Source organism: Bradyrhizobium sp. UFLA06-06, from assembly GCF_054820065.1.
Genome location: NZ_JADFUD010000025.1, coordinates 76,731 through 94,348, shown reverse-complemented (window position 1 = coordinate 94,348; position 17,618 = coordinate 76,731). Strand labels below are relative to the sequence as shown.

Annotated in this window: 17 protein-coding genes and 1 pseudogene; 15 read left to right on the top strand and 3 right to left on the bottom strand. The window is 63.8% G+C overall.

Annotated elements, in window-relative coordinates; genetic code table 11:
* Window positions 1-40: 40 nt before the first annotated feature.
* On the bottom strand, window positions 41-340 hold the full coding sequence (locus tag IF803_RS22105; RefSeq protein WP_461193458.1) for a hypothetical protein: 300 nt from the start codon (window positions 338-340) through the stop codon (window positions 41-43).
* Between the two features lie 165 nt (window positions 341-505).
* Here IF803_RS22105 and IF803_RS22100 point away from each other — a divergent pair, with 165 nt between their 5' ends.
* The 5 genes from IF803_RS22100 to IF803_RS22080 all read left to right on the top strand — a co-directional run bounded on the left by IF803_RS22100 (window position 506) and on the right by IF803_RS22080 (window position 3,604).
* Entirely contained in the window at window positions 506-982 is a 477-nt protein-coding gene (locus tag IF803_RS22100) for a hypothetical protein (RefSeq protein WP_304498788.1), read from the top strand.
* A gap of 114 nt (window positions 983-1,096) precedes the next feature.
* Complete coding sequence (locus IF803_RS22095; RefSeq protein WP_304498787.1) at window positions 1,097-1,783, top strand: ribonuclease T2; 687 nt, start codon at window positions 1,097-1,099, stop codon at window positions 1,781-1,783.
* A 233-nt stretch (window positions 1,784-2,016) separates the two neighbouring features.
* Complete coding sequence (locus IF803_RS22090; protein WP_461193457.1) at window positions 2,017-2,877, top strand: 23S rRNA (adenine(2030)-N(6))-methyltransferase RlmJ; 861 nt, start codon at window positions 2,017-2,019, stop codon at window positions 2,875-2,877.
* A gap of 260 nt (window positions 2,878-3,137) precedes the next feature.
* Window positions 3,138-3,350, top strand: coding sequence for a cold-shock protein (locus IF803_RS22085; RefSeq protein ID WP_016844477.1), 213 nt, complete (start codon window positions 3,138-3,140; stop codon window positions 3,348-3,350).
* Window positions 3,351-3,406: 56 nt separating this feature from the next.
* The gene (locus IF803_RS22080; protein WP_253592597.1) at window positions 3,407-3,604 is read left to right on the top strand and encodes a hypothetical protein; all 198 of its coding nucleotides are present in this window, start codon (window positions 3,407-3,409) and stop codon (window positions 3,602-3,604) included.
* A 20-nt stretch (window positions 3,605-3,624) separates the two neighbouring features.
* Here IF803_RS22080 and IF803_RS22075 read toward each other — a convergent pair whose 3' ends face one another.
* Window positions 3,625-4,248 carry an outer membrane protein gene (locus tag IF803_RS22075; protein ID WP_016844476.1) on the bottom strand — a complete coding sequence of 208 codons (624 nt, stop codon included), beginning with the start codon at window positions 4,246-4,248 and terminating at the stop codon, window positions 3,625-3,627.
* Between the two features lie 265 nt (window positions 4,249-4,513).
* Here IF803_RS22075 and uvrC point away from each other — a divergent pair.
* The 7 genes and pseudogenes from uvrC to IF803_RS22040 all read left to right on the top strand — a co-directional run bounded on the left by uvrC (window position 4,514) and on the right by IF803_RS22040 (window position 11,477).
* Window positions 4,514-6,539 (top strand): annotated as a pseudogene (uvrC, locus tag IF803_RS22070) (excinuclease ABC subunit UvrC).
* 193 nt (window positions 6,540-6,732) lie between these two features.
* Window positions 6,733-7,347, top strand: coding sequence for a CDP-diacylglycerol--glycerol-3-phosphate 3-phosphatidyltransferase (gene pgsA, locus IF803_RS22065; RefSeq protein WP_016844474.1), 615 nt, complete (start codon window positions 6,733-6,735; stop codon window positions 7,345-7,347).
* Window positions 7,344-7,595, top strand: coding sequence for a molybdopterin converting factor subunit 1 (gene moaD, locus IF803_RS22060; protein ID WP_016844473.1), 252 nt, complete (start codon window positions 7,344-7,346; stop codon window positions 7,593-7,595). The genes pgsA and moaD overlap by 4 nt, the downstream gene beginning before the upstream one ends.
* An 8-nt stretch (window positions 7,596-7,603) precedes the next feature.
* Complete coding sequence (locus tag IF803_RS22055) at window positions 7,604-8,071, top strand: molybdenum cofactor biosynthesis protein MoaE (protein ID WP_461193456.1); 468 nt, start codon at window positions 7,604-7,606, stop codon at window positions 8,069-8,071.
* The gene (gene prmB / locus IF803_RS22050) at window positions 8,071-9,030 is read left to right on the top strand and encodes a 50S ribosomal protein L3 N(5)-glutamine methyltransferase (RefSeq protein ID WP_461193455.1); all 960 of its coding nucleotides are present in this window, start codon (window positions 8,071-8,073) and stop codon (window positions 9,028-9,030) included. The genes IF803_RS22055 and prmB overlap by 1 nt, the downstream gene beginning before the upstream one ends.
* 164 nt (window positions 9,031-9,194) lie before the next feature.
* Window positions 9,195-10,607 carry an EAL domain-containing protein gene (locus IF803_RS22045; protein ID WP_461193454.1) on the top strand — a complete coding sequence of 471 codons (1,413 nt, stop codon included), beginning with the start codon at window positions 9,195-9,197 and terminating at the stop codon, window positions 10,605-10,607.
* A 15-nt stretch (window positions 10,608-10,622) separates the two neighbouring features.
* A complete protein-coding gene (locus tag IF803_RS22040) occupies window positions 10,623-11,477 on the top strand; it encodes a TIGR01459 family HAD-type hydrolase (protein WP_411782943.1) in 855 nt (284 codons plus the stop codon).
* A 338-nt stretch (window positions 11,478-11,815) separates the two neighbouring features.
* Here the strand turns inward: IF803_RS22040 and IF803_RS22035 are convergent, their stop codons facing one another.
* Window positions 11,816-12,211, bottom strand: a complete 396-nt coding sequence (locus tag IF803_RS22035) for a response regulator (RefSeq protein ID WP_016844467.1) — start codon at window positions 12,209-12,211, stop codon at window positions 11,816-11,818.
* 213 nt (window positions 12,212-12,424) lie between these two features.
* Here IF803_RS22035 and IF803_RS22030 point away from each other — a divergent pair, with 213 nt between their 5' ends.
* The 3 genes from IF803_RS22030 to ileS all read left to right on the top strand — a co-directional run bounded on the left by IF803_RS22030 (window position 12,425) and on the right by ileS (window position 17,490).
* The gene (locus tag IF803_RS22030; RefSeq protein WP_461193453.1) at window positions 12,425-13,396 is read left to right on the top strand and encodes a bifunctional riboflavin kinase/FAD synthetase; all 972 of its coding nucleotides are present in this window, start codon (window positions 12,425-12,427) and stop codon (window positions 13,394-13,396) included.
* Window positions 13,393-13,944: a sugar O-acetyltransferase gene (locus IF803_RS22025; protein ID WP_461193452.1), complete on the top strand. Its 552-nt coding sequence runs from the start codon at window positions 13,393-13,395 to the stop codon at window positions 13,942-13,944. The genes IF803_RS22030 and IF803_RS22025 overlap by 4 nt, the downstream gene beginning before the upstream one ends.
* A 423-nt stretch (window positions 13,945-14,367) precedes the next feature.
* The gene (gene ileS / locus IF803_RS22020; RefSeq protein WP_461193451.1) at window positions 14,368-17,490 is read left to right on the top strand and encodes an isoleucine--tRNA ligase; all 3,123 of its coding nucleotides are present in this window, start codon (window positions 14,368-14,370) and stop codon (window positions 17,488-17,490) included.
* Window positions 17,491-17,618: the final 128 nt, after the last annotated feature.

The following is a 17,618-nucleotide window of genomic DNA, read 5'->3' as shown; positions in this document are numbered from 1 at the left end:
TTGGCTCCCCGGCTGAACGATCGAAAGATTTGAAGCGCGCTCAGTAGAGCGTGCGCAGCGGCCTCTGGGCCGCGCCATAGGGCACCCAGCGACAGGCGAAAGAGATGTAGCCGCCCGGATAGTTCTGCATCGCAAGGAACTTGACCACCTTGCCGTAGGAGGCGCAGTGATCGACGGCGAGCTGCCGGGCGTCGCTCTGGGTCGCCAGCGCATAGGCGATGATACCGCCGGTATCGTTGCCCTTGAACGGCGGTACCGGCTGCATCCAATCCGCCCGCGCCGGCACAACGGCCAGCATCCCGCAAACGGCAACCAGGCACGCGGCCAATTTCCTTCGCATCGCAGACTCCATTTCGCTGAGACCAACATAGAGTGCGCCGGCGACCGTGAAAAGAACGAGCCGGCTCCCCAAGGTGGACTTCTCCGCAGGTGTTGCCGCGCTGCACTTGACCTTGCCGAGGCTTCGCGGCACCGTCCGCGGCATCGGATAATCGGGTGGATTCCCATGCGCAACCTGTTCAGCTCCCGCAATAAACTCGGCCGCAAGCTCGGCCTCGGCGCCGCACTCGTGGTCGGCACGCTGGCGTTCGGGGGCACGGCCCAGGCCGCCAATCCGTTCGAAATGAACTTTTGGCTGTCCGGCCCGCGCTATGACGGCAATGTGGCCCCATGCGAGAAGGCCCTGACGGTCATCAGCACGCAATTCCAGGAAAAGGAAGCGACCTTCTGGAATTCGCCGCTCGTGATCACCGGCTTCAACGGGATTCACGAAACCGCCTTCCGTCCCTGGCAGTCCGACAATATTCCGCGCCGCTATTGCAGCGGCGAGGCGATGCTGAGCGACGGCAAGGTGCGCAAGGTGCACTATTCGATCATCGAGGACGGCGGCTTTGCCAGCATCAATCAGGGCGTCGAATGGTGCGTCGCGGGGCTCGACCGCAACTGGGCCTATAACCCGTCCTGCAAGGCCGCCCGGCCCTGATCTCCGACCAGACTGCTAAAGCAGGAGCCGCCGCCATTTGGACGGCGGCTTTTTGTTCTTGAAATGTTCTCGCGGCCTGCTAGGTTCTGGGCGGTCGAGTGAGGGGAGCGTTTGATGCCTCGGTTGGACACAATTTCCCGATTTTTGATTTCGGTTGCCATTATTCTGTGCGGTGCGGTTGGGGCCTCGGCCCAGGATCGCCGCCAGAATGCGCCCGGTGAGTTCGATTTCTATGTGCTGTCGCTGTCGTGGTCGCCCTCGTTCTGCGAGGCGGCGAGCGAGCGTGGCAACAACGGCCGCGGCACGCAGGCGCAGTGCGGCGGACGGCCCTATTCCTTCGTGGTGCACGGCCTGTGGCCGCAATATGAGCGGGGCTTTCCGGAATACTGCCAGCGGCCCTCGCCGCGACTCGCCCGCAGCATCATGAGCTCGATGCTCGACCTGATGCCGGCGCCCGGGCTGATCTACAATGAGTGGGACAAGCACGGCACCTGCTCCGGTCTCGGCGAACGCGCCTATTTCGAAGCCATCCGCAAGGCCCGCGCCACGGTGAAGATCCCCGAGGAATTCCTGCAATTGTCGGAGCCGAAGACGGTCGCGCCCGACGAGCTGGAGGCTGCGTTCATCAAGGTCAATCCGGGCCTCAGCAACTCCGCAATCTCGGTGACCTGCGACAGCAAGCGGCTCAGCGAGGTGCGGATCTGCCTCAGCAAGGATCTGCAATTCCGCTCCTGCGAGGAAATCGATCGCCGCGCCTGCCGCCGCGATCAGGTGCTGATGCCGCCGGTTCGCGGCGGCTGACGCTCTGGGTCATGGCCGGCAGACCCGTGCCGCGCGTCGTCGCGCAGAACGTCCCGGCCACCTGCGCCATCGCGAAACAAGCAAGATAAGGCGCAGATGCCCGCGAGCCGGCTACGCCAAGGCTTCGCCGAGCTCGGGTGGTAACCCCGCCGAAGCTTTAGCGAAGGCCGGGACAAGCCCGGGCATGACGAGTACAACATGCGCACCCTTTGGGAGCGCAGTACGATCATCACATGAACTACCGTCACGCCTTTCATGCCGGCAGCTTTGCCGACGTCATCAAGCACATCGTGCTGGTGCGCATGCTCACCTATCTGCAGGACAAGCAGGCGCCGTTCCGCGTCATCGACACCCATGCCGGCGCCGGCCTCTATGATTTGACGTCGAGCGAAGCGCAGCGCGGCGGCGAATGGCTCACCGGCATCGCGCGGCTGATGCAGGCGCGGCTCTCCGACAAGGCGTTGCCGCTGATCGCGCCCTATCTCGACATCATCAGGGCATTCAATCCGAGGGGCGAGCTGAAAGCCTATCCGGGTTCGCCGTTGATTGCGCGGGCGCTGCTGCGTCCGCAAGATCGCCTCACCGCCTGCGAGATCGAACCGACGGCGCGCAAACAACTGATCGACGCCTTGCGACGTGACGCGCAAGCGCGCGTCGTCGATCTCGACGGCTGGATGGCGCTGCCCGCATTCGTGCCGCCGAACGAACGGCGCGGCCTGGTGCTGATCGATCCGCCGTTCGAAGCGAAGGACGAGTTCGAGCGGCTGGCCAGTGCTTTCACGGAAGCATTCGCGAAGTGGCCGACCGGCACGTATCTTTTGTGGTACCCCGTAAAAACCCGGAGAGCCACCGATGAGCTAGCGCGCAGTGTGGCCGCTGCAGCAGCAGCGAGTCGGCCCGCCGGCAAATGCCTGCGTTTGGAATTCAGTGTGGCACCGCAAGAAGCAGGCGCAGGCCTCGTTTCCACAGGGCTTTTGCTGGTGAATCCGCCGTGGACGCTGGCGAATGAGTTGAAGATCATCCTGCCCGAACTCGAGCGGCCGCTCGGTCAAGGCGGTGCGGGGCGCTTCAGACTCGAGACGCCTAAACCTTGATCGACAGCTCCTACTGAAAAGTTCAATTTTGAGCATAGGCAATTTGCGCGGAACCGTATTATGCTCATCCTGTTACGACTGGCTTTACGTTCCGCTTCCGCGAATGGTTGCGGCGGAGTGACAAGGCCGAAATAAATCCAGGCAGACCGGCGGCGTGACGCCGGCCTGTTCAGGTGGCCAAGCTTCCGACAAGCGAATGTCGGTCAACCGCTACGCGGCGTGCGCGTAGCGGTGGAGCAATACGGGGGAGGAGTTTCCCGATGGCCATGACTGGGACAGTCAAGTTCTTCAACGGAGAGCGTGGCTACGGCTTCATCAAGCCTGATGATGGCGGCCGCGATGTGTTCGTTCACATCACAGCTGTCGAGCGTGCAGGATTGAAGGACCTGACTGAAGGACAACGCATTACGTTCGAGGTTGAGCCCGACAAGAAGGGCAAGGGCCCGAAGGCCGTCAACCTGGTGGTCTCATGACGAGCGCTCGCGATGCGCGGCTCGTGGTGAACGCCGAATGAGGCGTTGCGTGTGAGTTGACCGCCGAGCGCGCGGCTGGCGTGCTCTGGATGACCACCTGCATGATGCGGACGCGACTGGCGGTGCCGCATATCCCACACGTGCGGCCCACCGATTGGATTCGCGGACGCCGCGGCGTGCATGCCGCCATGCGCGACGTTGAGATCATCAACACAAAGAAAAACCCGGCCGCGCAAGGCGCGGCCGGGAGTTGATGGTCGACGTTTTCTTGTTCTCAAAAGTGATAGTTGATGCCGGCGCGAACCAGGCTGAAGCTGTAGCCGTTCGACACGCCACCGGTGATCGTGAAGTTGCTGTTGGCAAGGTCGACGTAGAGATATTCGATCTTGGCGCTCCAGTGGGGGGCAAAGCCCATTTCGGCGCCGGCACCGACGGTGAAGCCTGCGTTGGTGTGGCTCTCCGTGATGCCGAACGTCTCGCCGCGCAGTTCGCCGAAGGCGAGACCGCCGGTCGCGTAGAACAGCACGTTGTTGACCGCATAGCCGGCGCGGCCGCGCACCGTGCCGAACCACGGGTTGGAGAACTTCCACGGCGCGAACCGGTCGTCAGCCGTGGTGCCCTGGATATCGGCCTCGATACCGAACACCCAGGGGGAGCCGTTCTGGAAGTTGTAGCCGGCCTGCACACCGCCGACGAACCCGGATGGCTTGGTCGGGTTGTTCTCGACCGAGCCCCAGCCATAGCCGACATTGCCGCCGAGATAGGGGCCGGCCCAGCTATAGGCATTGAGCGGCTGATAGACGGTATAGGGCGATCCGTAGTTGAGGTCGGCCGACGCCGCCGAGGTCGTCCAGCCTGCAACGATCAGTGCCAGCGCACGCGCGACAAACCGGGTCATTGGTACTCTCCACCACGCAACAGCCGCAGCCCGCCGGCCAAGGCCGGCGTGGTTACGGAATTCCACTTTTTTCGCTAAGGTTTATCGAGAGTTTTAAGTTAAAGGGCTGTTAAGCCCGGTTACCGGCCCGCTCATCAGTCTTAACAAGGTGTTACACACCCCCTCCGGGCATCCGCGCGGGGCCGGTAACCTCCTGCAATCGAGGTGGTTTTCTTGGTGCCGCCAACGCTGGCGACCGGTCGCCCAAGCACTTAGTTTACGGCCCATGGTTCACGATTCTCCCGAGCGTCCGACGCCGGCCCCCAAAGCTGATCCCAAGGCCGACTCCAAGGCTGATCCCAAGCCACGGCGCGGTTCAAAGTCCGACCTGCCGCAGGACGATCTGACGCTCGATACAAGCGACGTCGATCCCGAAACCTCCGCCGCCGAGGAGGAGGACGAGGCACGCCTGCCCGAGGCTTCGGAGGACGCCGCCGAGGCGGTCGCCGAGGGCACACTCTCGGTCGGGCATGCCGCGATCGAGAACGCGGTCCGCCTCGCCCCGACCTCGCCCGGCGTCTACCGCATGCTCAACGCCGCCAACGACGTGCTCTATGTCGGCAAGGCGAAGAACGTCAAAAAGCGGCTGTCGTCCTATGCGCGGGCCAACGCGCCGCTGCCGGCGCGCATCTTGCGCATGATCGCGGCGACCACGCAGGTCGAGATCGTCTCGACCATGACCGAGACCGAGGCGCTGCTGCTCGAAGCCAATCTGATCAAGCAACTCCGTCCGCGCTTCAATGTGCAGCTGCGCGACGACAAGTCGTTTCCCTATATTCTGACTGTCTCTTATACACAAGTTCGTCGGCAGCGTCAGATGTGTATAAGAGACAGGCTCCTGCACCGACGGCTTCTTCGAAAGCCGCAGCCGCCCCTGCCTGCTCTATCAGATCAAGCGCTGCGCCGGCCCCTGCACGCGTGAGATCGACTTCCCCGGCTATAGCGAACTGGTGCGCGAGGCGACCGAATTCCTCTCCGGCCGCAGCCACGCCGTGAAGGAGCTGCTCGCGGCGGAGATGGAGAAGGCCTCCGGCGAGCTCGAGTTCGAAACCGCGGCGCTGTACCGCGACCGTCTCGCGGCGCTGTCGGCGATCCAGTCGCAGCAGGGCATCAATCCGCGCACGGTCGAAGAGGCCGATGTGTTCGCGATTCACCAGGAGGGCGGCTATTCCTGCGTCGAGGTGTTCTTCTTCCGCACCGGCCAGAACTGGGGCAACCGCGCCTATTTCCCCAAGGCCGAGAAGAGCTTCACGCCCGAGGAGGTGCTGTCCTCGTTCCTCGCGCAGTTCTACGACGACAAGCCGCCGCCAAAGCTGATCCTGCTGTCGCACGAGATCGAGGAAAGCGCGCTGCTCGCCGACGCGCTGTCGGTCAAGGCCGGATCCAGGGTCGAGGTCTCCGTGCCGAAGCGCGGCGAGAAGAAGGAGCTGATCGGCCACGCACTCACCAACGCGCGCGAGGCGCTCGGCCGCAAGCTCGCCGATACCGCGACGCAAAGCCGGCTGCTGGAGGGCATGGTCTCGACGCTCGGCCTGCCGCACACACCCAAGCGGATCGAGGTCTACGACAACAGCCACATCCAGGGCACCAACGCGGTCGGCGCGATGATCGTGGCGGGACCCGACGGCTTCATGAAAAACCAGTACCGCAAGTTCAACATCAAGTCCGAAGGGCTGACGCCGGGCGACGATTACGGAATGATGCGCGAGGTGCTGGAACGCCGCTTCAAGCGATTGCTGAAGCCGCCGGAGGGCGAGGCCGCTGCCAGGACAAAAGCGGATGACGATTCGTTCCCGCAATGGCCCGACCTCGTCATCATCGACGGCGGCCGCGGTCAGCTCAACGCGGTCCGGGAGATTTTCCAGAATCTCGGGCTGACCGAGGTCTCGCTGATGGCAGTGGCTAAAGGTCCGGAGCGCGATGCCGGGCGCGAAACCCTGTTCATGCCCGACCGCGAGGCCATCAAGCTGGAGCCGCGGGACCCGGTGCTCTATTTCATCCAGCGGCTGCGCGACGAGGCCCATCGCTTCGTGATCGGCTCGCACCGCAAGCTGCGCAAAAAAGACATCCGCGAGGCCGGCCTGCAGGAGATCCCGGGCATCGGCCCGTCCCGCAAGCGTGCCTTGCTGCACCACTTCGGAACGCTCAAGGAGATCGAGCGGGCCTCGATCGCCGACCTCGGCAAGGTTCCCGGCGTCAGCGCCGAGAGCGCCCGCAAGATTTTCGAGTTTTTCCACGCCCAGCCGGGTTAAACCAAAGGCGAGTCATCAGGGCGTCGCCTGCGACAGGGCATCTGGGGCATGATGCGAAAAAGTGTGAGGCAGTTATCCGAAAAGATCATGCTTAAACAACGAGCTAAGGAGCTATGACGATCCAGCGCAATCTGGTCGCGCCTGACGCGTCCGCACGGTTGACCTTCTCGCTTCAGCGGTATTGGTAGAACGGATGAACATCGCCACGACCCGGGGACAGACCAAGACCATGTCCCTCCCGAATATCCTGACCTACGCCCGGATCGCCGCGATCCCCGTGGTGATCGGCTGCGTCTACTGGCAATCGATCCTGGACGGCCCGTTGTGGCTGCGCTGGGTAGCGCTGGCCGTGTTCATTGCGGCGGGGATCACCGACTATCTCGACGGCTATTATGCCCGGATGTGGGACCAGCAGTCCGCCTTCGGCCGGATGCTCGATCCGATCGCCGACAAGCTGCTGGTCGCCTCCAGCCTTCTGATGCTGGCCGCCGACAATTCGATCCATGGCTGGACGCTGTGGGCGGCGATCGTGATCCTGTGCCGCGAGATCCTGGTCTCGGGCCTGCGCGAATATCTCGCAGGCTTGCGGGTCAGCGTTCCCGTCACCAAGCTGGCGAAATGGAAGACGACGATCCAGCTGGTGGCGATCGGCTTTCTGATCGCCGGCGAAGCGGGCGAGCAGGTCTTCCCGGCCACCACCCTGATCGGCATCGTGCTGTTGTGGATGTCGGCGATCTTCACGATCTACACCGGCTGGGATTATTTCCGTGCCGGCATCCATCACCTCATCAAGGAGGATGAGGGATGAAGCTGAAATATTTCGCCTGGGTACGCGAACGCATCGGCAAGGCTGAAGAGATCGTCGAGCCGCCGGCCGACGTACGCACCGTCGGCGACCTGATCGGCTGGCTTGCCGCGCGCGACGATGCCTACGCCTATGCGTTCGAGAAGCCGACGGTGATCCGCGCCGCGATCGACCACGCCCATGTCAAATCGGACGCGGCGATCTCCGGCGCCCGCGAGATCGCGTTCTTTCCGCCGATGACCGGTGGCTAAAGCCCAACATGACCGTCGCAGCGACCATCCGTATCCAGCAAGCCGACTTCGACGTCGCGCAGGAGATCGCGGCCTTGAGCAAGGGCCGCACCGATGTCGGCGCGGTCGTCAGCTTCAGCGGCATCTGCCGCGGCAGCGAGCAGGGCGAGCCGATCGCGGCGCTGACGCTCGAACATTATCCTGAAATGGCGGAAGCAGAGATTGGACGCCACGCCGACGAGGCGCTGTCGCGCTGGCCGTTGCAGGGCCTCACCATCATCCATCGTTTCGGCCGCATCGCGCCGGGCGAGAACATCGTGCTGGTCGTGACCGCCTCGGCGCACCGGCAGGCCGCGTTCGAGGCCGCCGAGTTCCTGATGGACTATCTGAAGACCAACGCACCGTTCTGGAAGCGCGAGGAAAGCGCGCGCGGCGCGAGCTGGATCGAGGCGCAGGACCACGACGACGCGGCCGCCGCGCGCTGGACCAAATCCTGATGGCCAAGCGCAGCAAAGTGCCGGCGAGGCGCAGCCCCGCCCTGCCGAAAGCGCCGAAAGTCGGCGCCGGCGAGCTTCACACCCTGTTCGATTTCCTGCGCTATGCCGTGAGCCGCTTCAACGCGGCCAAGCTCGTGTTCGCACACGGCACCACCGATCCGGTGGCCGAGGCCGCGTTCCTGATCTGTGAAACGCTGCACCTGCATCCCGACCAGTTCGAGAATTTTGCCACCGCGCGCGTCACGATTGCCGAGGGCAAGCAGATCCTCGACCTGATCGAGCGCCGGATCGCGACGCGGAAGCCTGCCGCCTATCTCGTCAACAAGGTCTATATGCGCGGCCTGCCGTTCTATGTCGACGAGCGCACCATCGTGCCGCGCTCCTTCATCGGCGAATTGCTGGATTCGCATTTCGGCGGCGACGAGCACGGCACCTCGCTGATCGGCGATCCCGAAGAGGTCGAACGCGTGCTCGACCTCTGCACCGGCTCCGGCTGCCTTGCGATTTTGGCGGCGCGGCATTTTCCCAACGCCGCGGTCGACGCGGTCGATATTTCAAAGGATGCGCTCGAGGTCGCCGCGCGCAACGTCGCCGACCACGGCCTCGACGATCGCCTGATGCTCCATCGCGGCGACCTGTTCAAGCCGCTCGGCGGCAACAGATACGATCTCATCATCTCGAACCCGCCCTATGTCGACGCCGAAGGCATGGCGGCGCTGCCGCGCGAGTGCCGTGCCGAGCCGAAGATCGCGTTCGATGGCGGCGCTGACGGGCTCGATATCGTCCGTCGCCTGATCGATGAGGCGAGGCAGCATCTGACCCCGCAGGGCGGGCTGCTTTGCGAGATCGGCCGCGGCCGCGACAATCTCGAGGCCGCCTATCCGAACCTGCCGCTGCTCTGGCTCGACACCGAGGACTCCGAGGGCGAGGTATTCTGGATCGCTGCCGCGGACCTCTGACCGGCGTGCCGCCGCCGGCTCCGGCGATTTACGGAGCCCGATCCGGGCGAAACGAAAATCGTGTGCAGTTCCAGCCGGTTCCGAAGATCGCTGGCCCGTCGAATCAACAATGGTGCTAAGGTCGCGGTCCGGGGACGTTCGGACAGAGGGCGCGGGCGCGCGACATGATTCGCATTTCGACGATCTTCATCGCCATCTGTATGGTGCTGCTCGCAGCCTCGCTCGGCTTCGTGCTGTATTCGGTGGCGGGCATCAGCGGATCGGAATCGGCGATCGTGGCGCTCAGCGCCCTCACCTGCCTGATCCTCTACAACGCGGTCTCGATGCGGCTGCGCGACCGCAGCGATGTCGGCGGCCAGATCGCGGATCTGTCGCGCGGCACCGCCGACCTTGCCCGCCAGGTCGCCGAGTTCGGCCGCCGGCTGGCCGCAGTCGAGGGCCGCGTCGCCTCGGCCAACTCCACCGGCGCTGACCGGATGCAGGGCATGGCCGGCGAGATCAGCGAGCTCGGCGGACTGGTGCGGCAGCTTGCGGCATCCGTCGCGCATCATGAGGATCTGCTGGCGGCGGCTCCGGCGGTGCAGCCGGTCGCGTCCCCGCGCGACGATGTGCTGCAGCGGGTTGCGCCGGCGCCGACCGTCGTGGTTGCGCCTCAGCCGACAGCTGCGGCTCCGCCGGAGGTCTCGCGCAGCCAGACCCAGCTGATCGGCGCGATCAAGCAGGCCATCGACGACAACCGCCTCGACATCTACCTGCAGCCGATGGTGACGCTGCCGCAGCGCAAGGTGCGCTACTACGAGGCGGTGACGCGGCTGCGCGACGAGCGCGATCAGGTGCTTGCCGCCGAGGATTTCATCGAGGCGGCCGAGGCCGGCGGTCTGATCGGCCGCATCGATCACATGGTGATGCTTCGATGCGTCCAGGTGCTGCGCCGCCTGATGATCCGCAGCAAGGATGTCGGCGTGTTCTGCAACGTCTCGGCGGCGACGCTGTCCAACCCGCAGCACTTCACCCAGTGTCTCGACTTCCTCGAGGCCAACCGCGCGCTGGCGCCGTCCTTCGTGCTCGAGTTCAAGCAGGCGACCTTCCGCAATCTCGGCCCGGTCGAGAGCGAGAATCTCGCGGCGCTGACGCAGCGCGGCTACCGGTTCTCGATCGACCATGTCAGCGACCTTCGCCTCGAGCCGCGCGAGCTCGCCGATCGCGGTGTCCGCTTCATCAAGGTGCCGGCGGCGCTGCTGCTTGACGCCAAGCAGATCGCGAGCACCGACATCCATCCTTCCGATCTGTCCGACCTGCTCGGCCGCTACGGCATCGACCTGATCGCCGAGCGGATCGAGGGCGAACGCTCGGTGGTCGACCTGCTCGACTACGACGTCCGGTTCGGCCAGGGGTTCCTGTTCGCGCCGCCGCGGCCGTTGCGGCCGGAGGGGGCATCAGCTACCGCCGAGGCTCCGCAGACCAACCCCCAGGATCTTAATGGCGCCAGCACTTCAGCCCCTGTCTCCAGCCCCGCAGCTCCGCCGCGCGCAACCGGCAGCGCCGCACTGGCGCGCCGCGCCCTCGGTCCAAATTAGCCGGCAATTCGCATCATGACCTCGCTGCGTTACGTAGAGCGGCTGCGCGATCTCATTGGCGGCGTCGACGTCGTGCTGTCGGACATCTGGGGCGTCGTGCACAACGGCCTCGAGTCCTTTCCCGAGGCCTGCGAGGCACTGCATACGTTCCGCCAGCAGGGCGGCACGGTCATCCTGATCACCAACGCGCCGCGGCCGGCCGATTCCGTGCAGCGACAGCTGCGCAAGCTCGGCGTCGCCGACGAGACCTATGATGCGATCGTCTCCTCGGGCGACCTGACGCGCCACTTCGTGGCCGATCATCCCGGCCAGAAGATCTTCTGGATCGGCCCGGAGCGCGACAGCTCGATCCACCGCGGCCTCGACGCCACCTTGGTGCCGCTGGAGCAGGCCGACTACATCATCTGCACCGGCCTGTTCGACGACGAGACCGAGTCGGCCGAAGATTACCGCGACACGCTGCTGAAGGCGCTCGAGCGCAAGCTCACGCTGGTCTGCGCCAATCCCGATATCGTGGTCGAGCGCGGCGACCGGCTGATCTATTGCGCCGGCGCGGTCGCCGAACTCTATCGCGAGCTCGGCGGCGAAGTGATCTTCTACGGCAAGCCGCACCGGCCGATCTATGAGCGCGCCATGGCGCTGGCCACCGAGCGCCGCGGGCGTCCGACCGAGCTCAGCCGCGTGCTCGCGATCGGCGATTCCGTGCGCACCGATCTCACCGGCGCCCATGGCTTCGGCATCGATCTCCTGTTCGTCACCCGCGGCATCCATTCCGAACAGTTCGAGGGCATCGAGCAGCTCGATGCGGCCTCGATCAAGGAATTGTTCGGCCATCCGCCGCGTGCGCTGATGCGCGAATTGAAGTGGTAGCGGCCACCCCCGCAGGGGCGCGCCGCCAAAATATCGAAAACAACCCCATGCAAAGGAGCCGGCGGCGGCCGACGTTCTACCAGGCAACTTGACACGTCGGGCAACTCAGGGGTATTCTTCTAATATTCCGAAATCGTGCAATCCGCGTCATGCTTTAGCTCCGTCATCCTGAGGAGCGCGCTCTTGCGCGCGTCTCGAAGGATGCACGGCCACCAGCCGGGCCGTCGACCCTTCGAGACGCCGCTTCGCGGCCCTCAGGGTGACGGTGAGGCGGCGCTGGTCATTCGCTAACGCGCGATGAGATGAGGATGAATCGTGATGCGATCGATGTCGGGCGGTTACGCCGTCGCCATGTCCGGGAACACCGCCTCGATCTTGGTCTTCAGCGTGGCCGCGTTGAACGGCTTGACGATGTAGTTGTTCACGCCGGCCTTCTTGGCCGCGATCACGTTCTCGGTCTTGGATTCCGCCGTGATCATGATGAAGGGCGTGGTCGCGAGGTTGGGATCGGCGCGGACTTCCTTGAGCAGGTCGTAGCCGGTCATCGGCTCCATGTTCCAGTCGGAAATCACCAGGCCATACTTCTTGCCGCGCATCTTGTTCAGCGCTGCGGAGCCGTCGGAGGCATCGTCGATATTTTCGAATCCAAGCTGCTTGAGAAGATTCCGGATGATGCGGATCATGGTGCTGTAATCATCAACCACCAGAACCGGCATGGACAAATCAACCGCCATCTTCCCCCCCAAAACACAAACGCAACTTGGCTTCTGCACAAACGCAGCTTTCCGCCAACGACTAACAGCAGGCGTTAAACAGCGCGTTAACCGGCTGAATCCGGATTGTTACGGATTTGACGCGATTTTCGTTAGCCTTGACTTCCACGCCGCCGCCGCGTCACGGTCCGGCCCGCACCAATCATGCTTAAGAATCCTTGAAGAATACCGCTCATGAGCACCGGCTTTACCGTTATCCGCGACAACACCCCCACAAGCGCCATTCCGAAAGGCGCCGTGGTCGCGATGGGAAATTTCGATGGCGTCCACCTCGGTCACCGCGCCGTGATCGGCGCGGCGCTTGCGATGGGCAAAGCGCGCGGCGTGCCCGCGCTCGCCGTGACCTTCGAGCCGCATCCGCGCAGCTTCTTCAGCCCGAACACCCCGCAATTCCGTCTCACGGACGAGACCAACAAGCTGCGGCTGCTCGCGGCCACCGGGCTCGCCGGCGCCGTCGTGATGACCTTCGACAAGGCGCGCGCCGGGACCTCGGCACAGGATTTCATTCACCATGACCTGATCGGCCGGCTCGGCATCAGCGGGATCGCGGTCGGTTACGACTTTCATTTCGGCAAGGGCCGGGTCGGCTCGCCGAGCCTCCTGGTCAGCGAAGCGCCGCGGCTCGGCATCGAGGTCGATGTGCAGGCCCATGTCGACATCGAGGAACGCCCGGTTTCCTCCAGCGCCATCCGCATGGCGCTCGCCGAGGGCGAGATCGCGGATGCGACCACGATGCTGGGCGGACCGTGGTTCGTCACCGGCAAGGTGATCCACGGCGAGAAGCGCGGCCGCGACCTCGGTTACCCCACCGCCAATATCCGCCTCGACAAGCATTGCGGCCTGAAACACGGCATCTACGCGGTGCGGGTCGGCAAGGGCTCGCAACGGTTCGACGGTGTCGCAAGCTTCGGGCGCCGGCCAACCTTCGACAACGGCGCGCCGCTGCTCGAGGTGTTCCTGTTCGACTTCAAGGGCGATCTGTACGACGCGGTCCTCGATGTCGCATTCATCGGTTTCATTCGCGAAGAGCTGAAATTCGACACCATCGAGGCGTTGATACGCCAGATGGATGACGACAGCGCCAAGGCGCGCGCGGTACTTGCCGCGGCGCCCGACGCGTTCCCGCAGCTCGGAGTGATTGGTTGAACAGGACTGAAAAGCAAAAAATGCTGGCGGGCGAGCTGTATCGCCCGGATGCGGAGCTCGCCGCCGACCATACCGCGGCGGAACACTGGATGGCGCGCTACAACGCGTCGGGCGCATCATCCGCCGCCGAGTTGCACGCGCTGCTCGGCGAGCGCTTCCGCAGGGTGGGCAGGGATGCCGTGATCCGGCCGCCGTTCTTCTGCGACTACGGCAGCAATATCAGCCTCGGCGACGGCGTGTTCCTCAACTTCAATTGCGTGATCCTCGACGTCGTCGAGGTCGTGATCGGCGATCGGACCCAGATCGGACCTGCGGTGCAGATCTATACCGCCGACCACCCGCGCGATGCCGAAACCCGCCGCGCCGGGCTGGAATTCGGCCGCCCGATCCGGATCGGCAGCGACGTCTGGATCGGCGGGGGCGCCATCATCCTGCCCGGCGTCACGATCGGCGACGGCGCCCTGGTCGGGGCCGGCAGCGTGGTCACACGGAACGTCGCCCCCGGCGCGATCGTGGCGGGAAATCCGGCCCGGGCACGGCCGGCCTAAAGCAGAATGAGATTGGCTTGAATTGGAGGGACGTCTGAGGTCCACCTCTCCCTTGGGAGAGGTCGGCGCGCAGCGCCGGGTGAGGGGTTACGGTCCCTCGTTGGAGCTGCGGCCCCTCACCCGATTTGCTACGCAAATCGACCTCTCCCCGCTGGGGAGGGGTGTATCGAACCCGAGGCTAAACTGATTCAAGCTAACTTCATCTCGTTTTAGCCACCCGGCGGGGCCGGATTTGCCAGCGGCGGGGGCTTTGCGATTTCCCCGTCCGGCTGCTATGGAAACCCCATGTTTTCGCGGCGCATCATACGGATTAGCTGCCCGGCTTCCGCCTGAGCCTGAAGGCTCGGCGCAAGACCGGGACTTCGCCGTTTCACCCGCGATTGATCGCGTATCCGCGCCCGCACCTGCCAAATCAGAGCTTTCATGTCCGACAAGCCGCAAAAGACCGACGCCCAAAAGACTGACGTTAGGGACTATTCCAAGACCCTTTACCTGCCGCAGACGGAATTCCCGATGCGCGCCGGCCTGCCCCAGCGCGAGCCGGAAATCCTGAAATACTGGAACGAGATCGGCCTCTACGACAAGCTCCGCCGGGAAGCCGAAGGCCGCGCCAAATTCGTGCTGCATGACGGCCCGCCCTACGCCAACGGCAACATCCATATCGGGCACGCGCTGAACAAGATCCTCAAGGACGTCGTGACCAAGAGCCAGCAGATGCTCGGTTTCGACTCCAACTACGTGCCGGGCTGGGACTGCCACGGCCTGCCGATCGAATGGAAGATCGAGGAGGAGAACTACCGCTCCAAGGGCAAGCAGAAGCCCGATTTCCGCGACTCGGCGGCGATGGTCGCGTTCCGTCGGGAATGCCGTGCCTATGCGACGCACTGGATCAACGTGCAGCGCGAGGAGTTCAAGCGGCTCGGCATCATCGGCGACTGGGATCATCCCTACCAGACGATGAGCTATCCGGCCGAAGCCCAGATCGCCCGCGAGCTGATGAAGTTCGCGGCCAACGGCACGCTCTATCGCGGCTCGAAGCCCGTGATGTGGAGCGTGGTCGAGAAGACCGCGCTGGCCGAAGCCGAGGTCGAATACGAGGACTACACCTCGGATGCGGTATGGGTGAAATTCCCTCTCCGAGAGGCAAAGGTTGTTAGTGAACACGAACAAGCGACAGAGGGAGACCTTCAGCCGCTGCGTGACCTTTGCAAACGACTCGAGACAAGCTCTATCCTCATTTGGACGACCACACCTTGGACTCTGCCTGCGAACCGCGCGATCAGTTTCTCGTTGGATATTCAGTATGGTCTCTACAAAGTAGTCGAGGCTGCACCGGACAATTGGGCGAAGCTAGGCGACGAGTATGTGATTGCGGACAAGCTAGCCGGTGAAGTCGCCGACCGATCGAGGGTCAAATTTGAAAGAATCTTGGATGTCGATTTTGAGGCTGGGCCCGCCGACTTGGAGCTGACGTGTAGTCATCCGTTCGCAAAAGTCTTGGGCGGTTACGATTTCAAGGTGCCGCTATTGGCCGGTGACCATGTCACTGACGACACCGGTACAGGCTTTGTTCATACCGCTCCGGGGCATGGCACGGAAGACTTCGAGGTTTGGACAGCACACACTCGAGAACTTCAACAGCGCAACATCAACACGACGATCCCGTATTCAGTGGATGAGAACGGCGCGTTCACCGAGAATGTGCCAGGTTTTACCGGTAAGCGTGTCTTCGACGAAAAAGGCAACAAAGGAGATGCGAACGCGGCTGTGATCGATGAACTCGTCAAAGCAGGCATGATCATCGCCCGCAAGCCGTGGAAACATCAGTACCCGCACTCTTGGCGCTCGAAGAAGCCAGTGCTCTATCGTAACACCCCACAATGGTTCATTGCGATGGACAAGGCGATCACGGATAAGGTGTCCGCGCGCTTGGTGCTTGCAACCAAGCACCATCCAGAATTCACCGACCCCGAATCGCCTGATACCCTGAGAAACCGCGCCTTAGACGGCATCGAAGCGACACAATGGGTGCCTTCATCGGGTAAAAATCGCATTTGGGGCATGATCGCCAACCGTCCCGACTGGGTGATCTCGCGTCAGCGCGCCTGGGGCGTGCCGATCGCCGTGTTCGTGCGCGAGAACAGCGACGGTTCGGCCGAGATCCTGCAGGACGAGGTCGTCAACCAGCGCATCACCGAGGCGTTCATGGAGGAAGGCGCCGACGCCTGGTACAGGGACGGCGCCCGCGAGCGTTTCCTCGGGACACGCGCGTCCGAGAACTGGAAGAAGGTCGACGACATCTGCGACGTCTGGTTCGATTCCGGCTCCACGCACGCCTTCGTGCTGGAGGACCGCCAGAACTTTCCGCAGCTCGGCAACATCGTCCGCAAGGTCGATGGCGGCAACGACACCGTGATGTATCTCGAAGGCAGCGACCAGCATCGCGGCTGGTTCCACTCGTCGCTGCTGGAAAGCGCCGGCACGCGCGGACGCGCGCCCTACGACATCGTGCTGACCCACGGCTTCACGCTCGACGAGAACGGCCGCAAGATGTCGAAGTCGCTCGGCAACACCGTCGAGCCGCAAAAGGTGATCAAGGATTCCGGCGCGGACATCCTGCGCCTGTGGGTGTGCGCCACCGACTATGCCGACGACCAGCGCATCGGCCCGGAGATCCTCAAGAACACCATCGAGACCTATCGCAAGCTGCGCAACTCGATCCGCTGGATGCTCGGCACGCTGCATCATTTCAAGCCGAGCGAGAAGGTCGCCTTTGCCGAGATGCCCGAGCTCGAGCGGCTGATGCTGCACGAGCTCGCCGGCCACGCCGAGACCATCCGCAAGGCCTATGCCGACTTCGACTACAAGACCGTGGTCGCAAGCCTCGCGGCGTTCATGAACTCCGAGCTGTCGGCGTTCTACTTCGACATCCGCAAGGACACGCTGTATTGCGATCCGCCGTCCTCGGTGGCGCGCAAGGCGGCGCTGACCACGATCGATCTGCTCTGCGACGCGATCCTGAAATGGCTGGCGCCGATCCTCAGCTTCACCACCGACGAAGCCTGGCGGATGTATCGGCCGAACGCCGAGCCTTCGGTGCATCTGACGCTGTTCCCCGAAGGTCTCGAGCAGTTCCGCGACGACGCGCTTGCCGCGAAATGGGAGACGATCCGCAACGTTCGCCGCGTCGTCACCGGCGCGCTCGAACTCGAACGCGCCGCCAAGCGCATCGGCTCCTCGCTCGAGGCATCGCCGGTGATCTACGTCGCCGACAGGCAGATGCTGGCCACATTGTTCGACATCGATCTCGCCGAGGTCTGCATCACCTCGAACTACGAGGTGCGCGAGGGCGAGGCGCCGGCGAACGCCTTCCGCCTCGATACCGTGCCTGGCGTTGCGGTCGTGGTCGAGAAGGCGGTCGGCACCAAATGCGCCCGTTCGTGGAAGATCCTGCCGACGGTGGGCGAGGACCCCGAATATCCCGACGTCTCGCCGCGCGATGCGCAAGCGCTGCGCGAATGGAAGGCGCTGGGGGGCTCAGCCTAGCCGTCGTCCCTGCGAAAGCAGGGACCCATAACCACCGCTGTCTAGAATGGACTGAGGTTGATGACTCCGAGTCATTCAAACAACACTTGGCACGGCGTATGGGTCCCTGCTTTCGCAGGGACGACACC

Bases quoted from the DNA above. Each gene is read 5' to 3' on its own strand.
- moaD (WP_016844473.1), top strand. From the start codon at position 7,344: ATGAAGCTGAAATATTTCGCCTGGGTACGCGAACGCATCGGCAAGGCT.
- IF803_RS22100 (WP_304498788.1), top strand. From the start codon at position 506: ATGCGCAACCTGTTCAGCTCCCGCAATAAACTCGGCCGCAAGCTCGGC.
- IF803_RS22075 (WP_016844476.1), bottom strand. From the start codon at position 4,248: ATGACCCGGTTTGTCGCGCGTGCGCTGGCACTGATCGTTGCAGGCTGG.
- IF803_RS22055 (WP_461193456.1), top strand. From the start codon at position 7,604: ATGACCGTCGCAGCGACCATCCGTATCCAGCAAGCCGACTTCGACGTC.
- IF803_RS22030 (WP_461193453.1), top strand. From the start codon at position 12,425: ATGAGCACCGGCTTTACCGTTATCCGCGACAACACCCCCACAAGCGCC.
- prmB (WP_461193455.1), top strand. From the start codon at position 8,071: ATGGCCAAGCGCAGCAAAGTGCCGGCGAGGCGCAGCCCCGCCCTGCCG.
- ileS (WP_461193451.1), top strand. From the start codon at position 14,368: ATGTCCGACAAGCCGCAAAAGACCGACGCCCAAAAGACTGACGTTAGG.
- IF803_RS22045 (WP_461193454.1), top strand. From the start codon at position 9,195: ATGATTCGCATTTCGACGATCTTCATCGCCATCTGTATGGTGCTGCTC.
- IF803_RS22040 (WP_411782943.1), top strand. From the start codon at position 10,623: ATGACCTCGCTGCGTTACGTAGAGCGGCTGCGCGATCTCATTGGCGGC.
- IF803_RS22095 (WP_304498787.1), top strand. From the start codon at position 1,097: ATGCCTCGGTTGGACACAATTTCCCGATTTTTGATTTCGGTTGCCATT.
- pgsA (WP_016844474.1), top strand. From the start codon at position 6,733: ATGAACATCGCCACGACCCGGGGACAGACCAAGACCATGTCCCTCCCG.
- IF803_RS22085 (WP_016844477.1), top strand. From the start codon at position 3,138: ATGGCCATGACTGGGACAGTCAAGTTCTTCAACGGAGAGCGTGGCTAC.
- IF803_RS22105 (WP_461193458.1), bottom strand. From the start codon at position 340: ATGCGAAGGAAATTGGCCGCGTGCCTGGTTGCCGTTTGCGGGATGCTG.
- IF803_RS22090 (WP_461193457.1), top strand. From the start codon at position 2,017: ATGAACTACCGTCACGCCTTTCATGCCGGCAGCTTTGCCGACGTCATC.
- IF803_RS22035 (WP_016844467.1), bottom strand. From the start codon at position 12,211: ATGGCGGTTGATTTGTCCATGCCGGTTCTGGTGGTTGATGATTACAGC.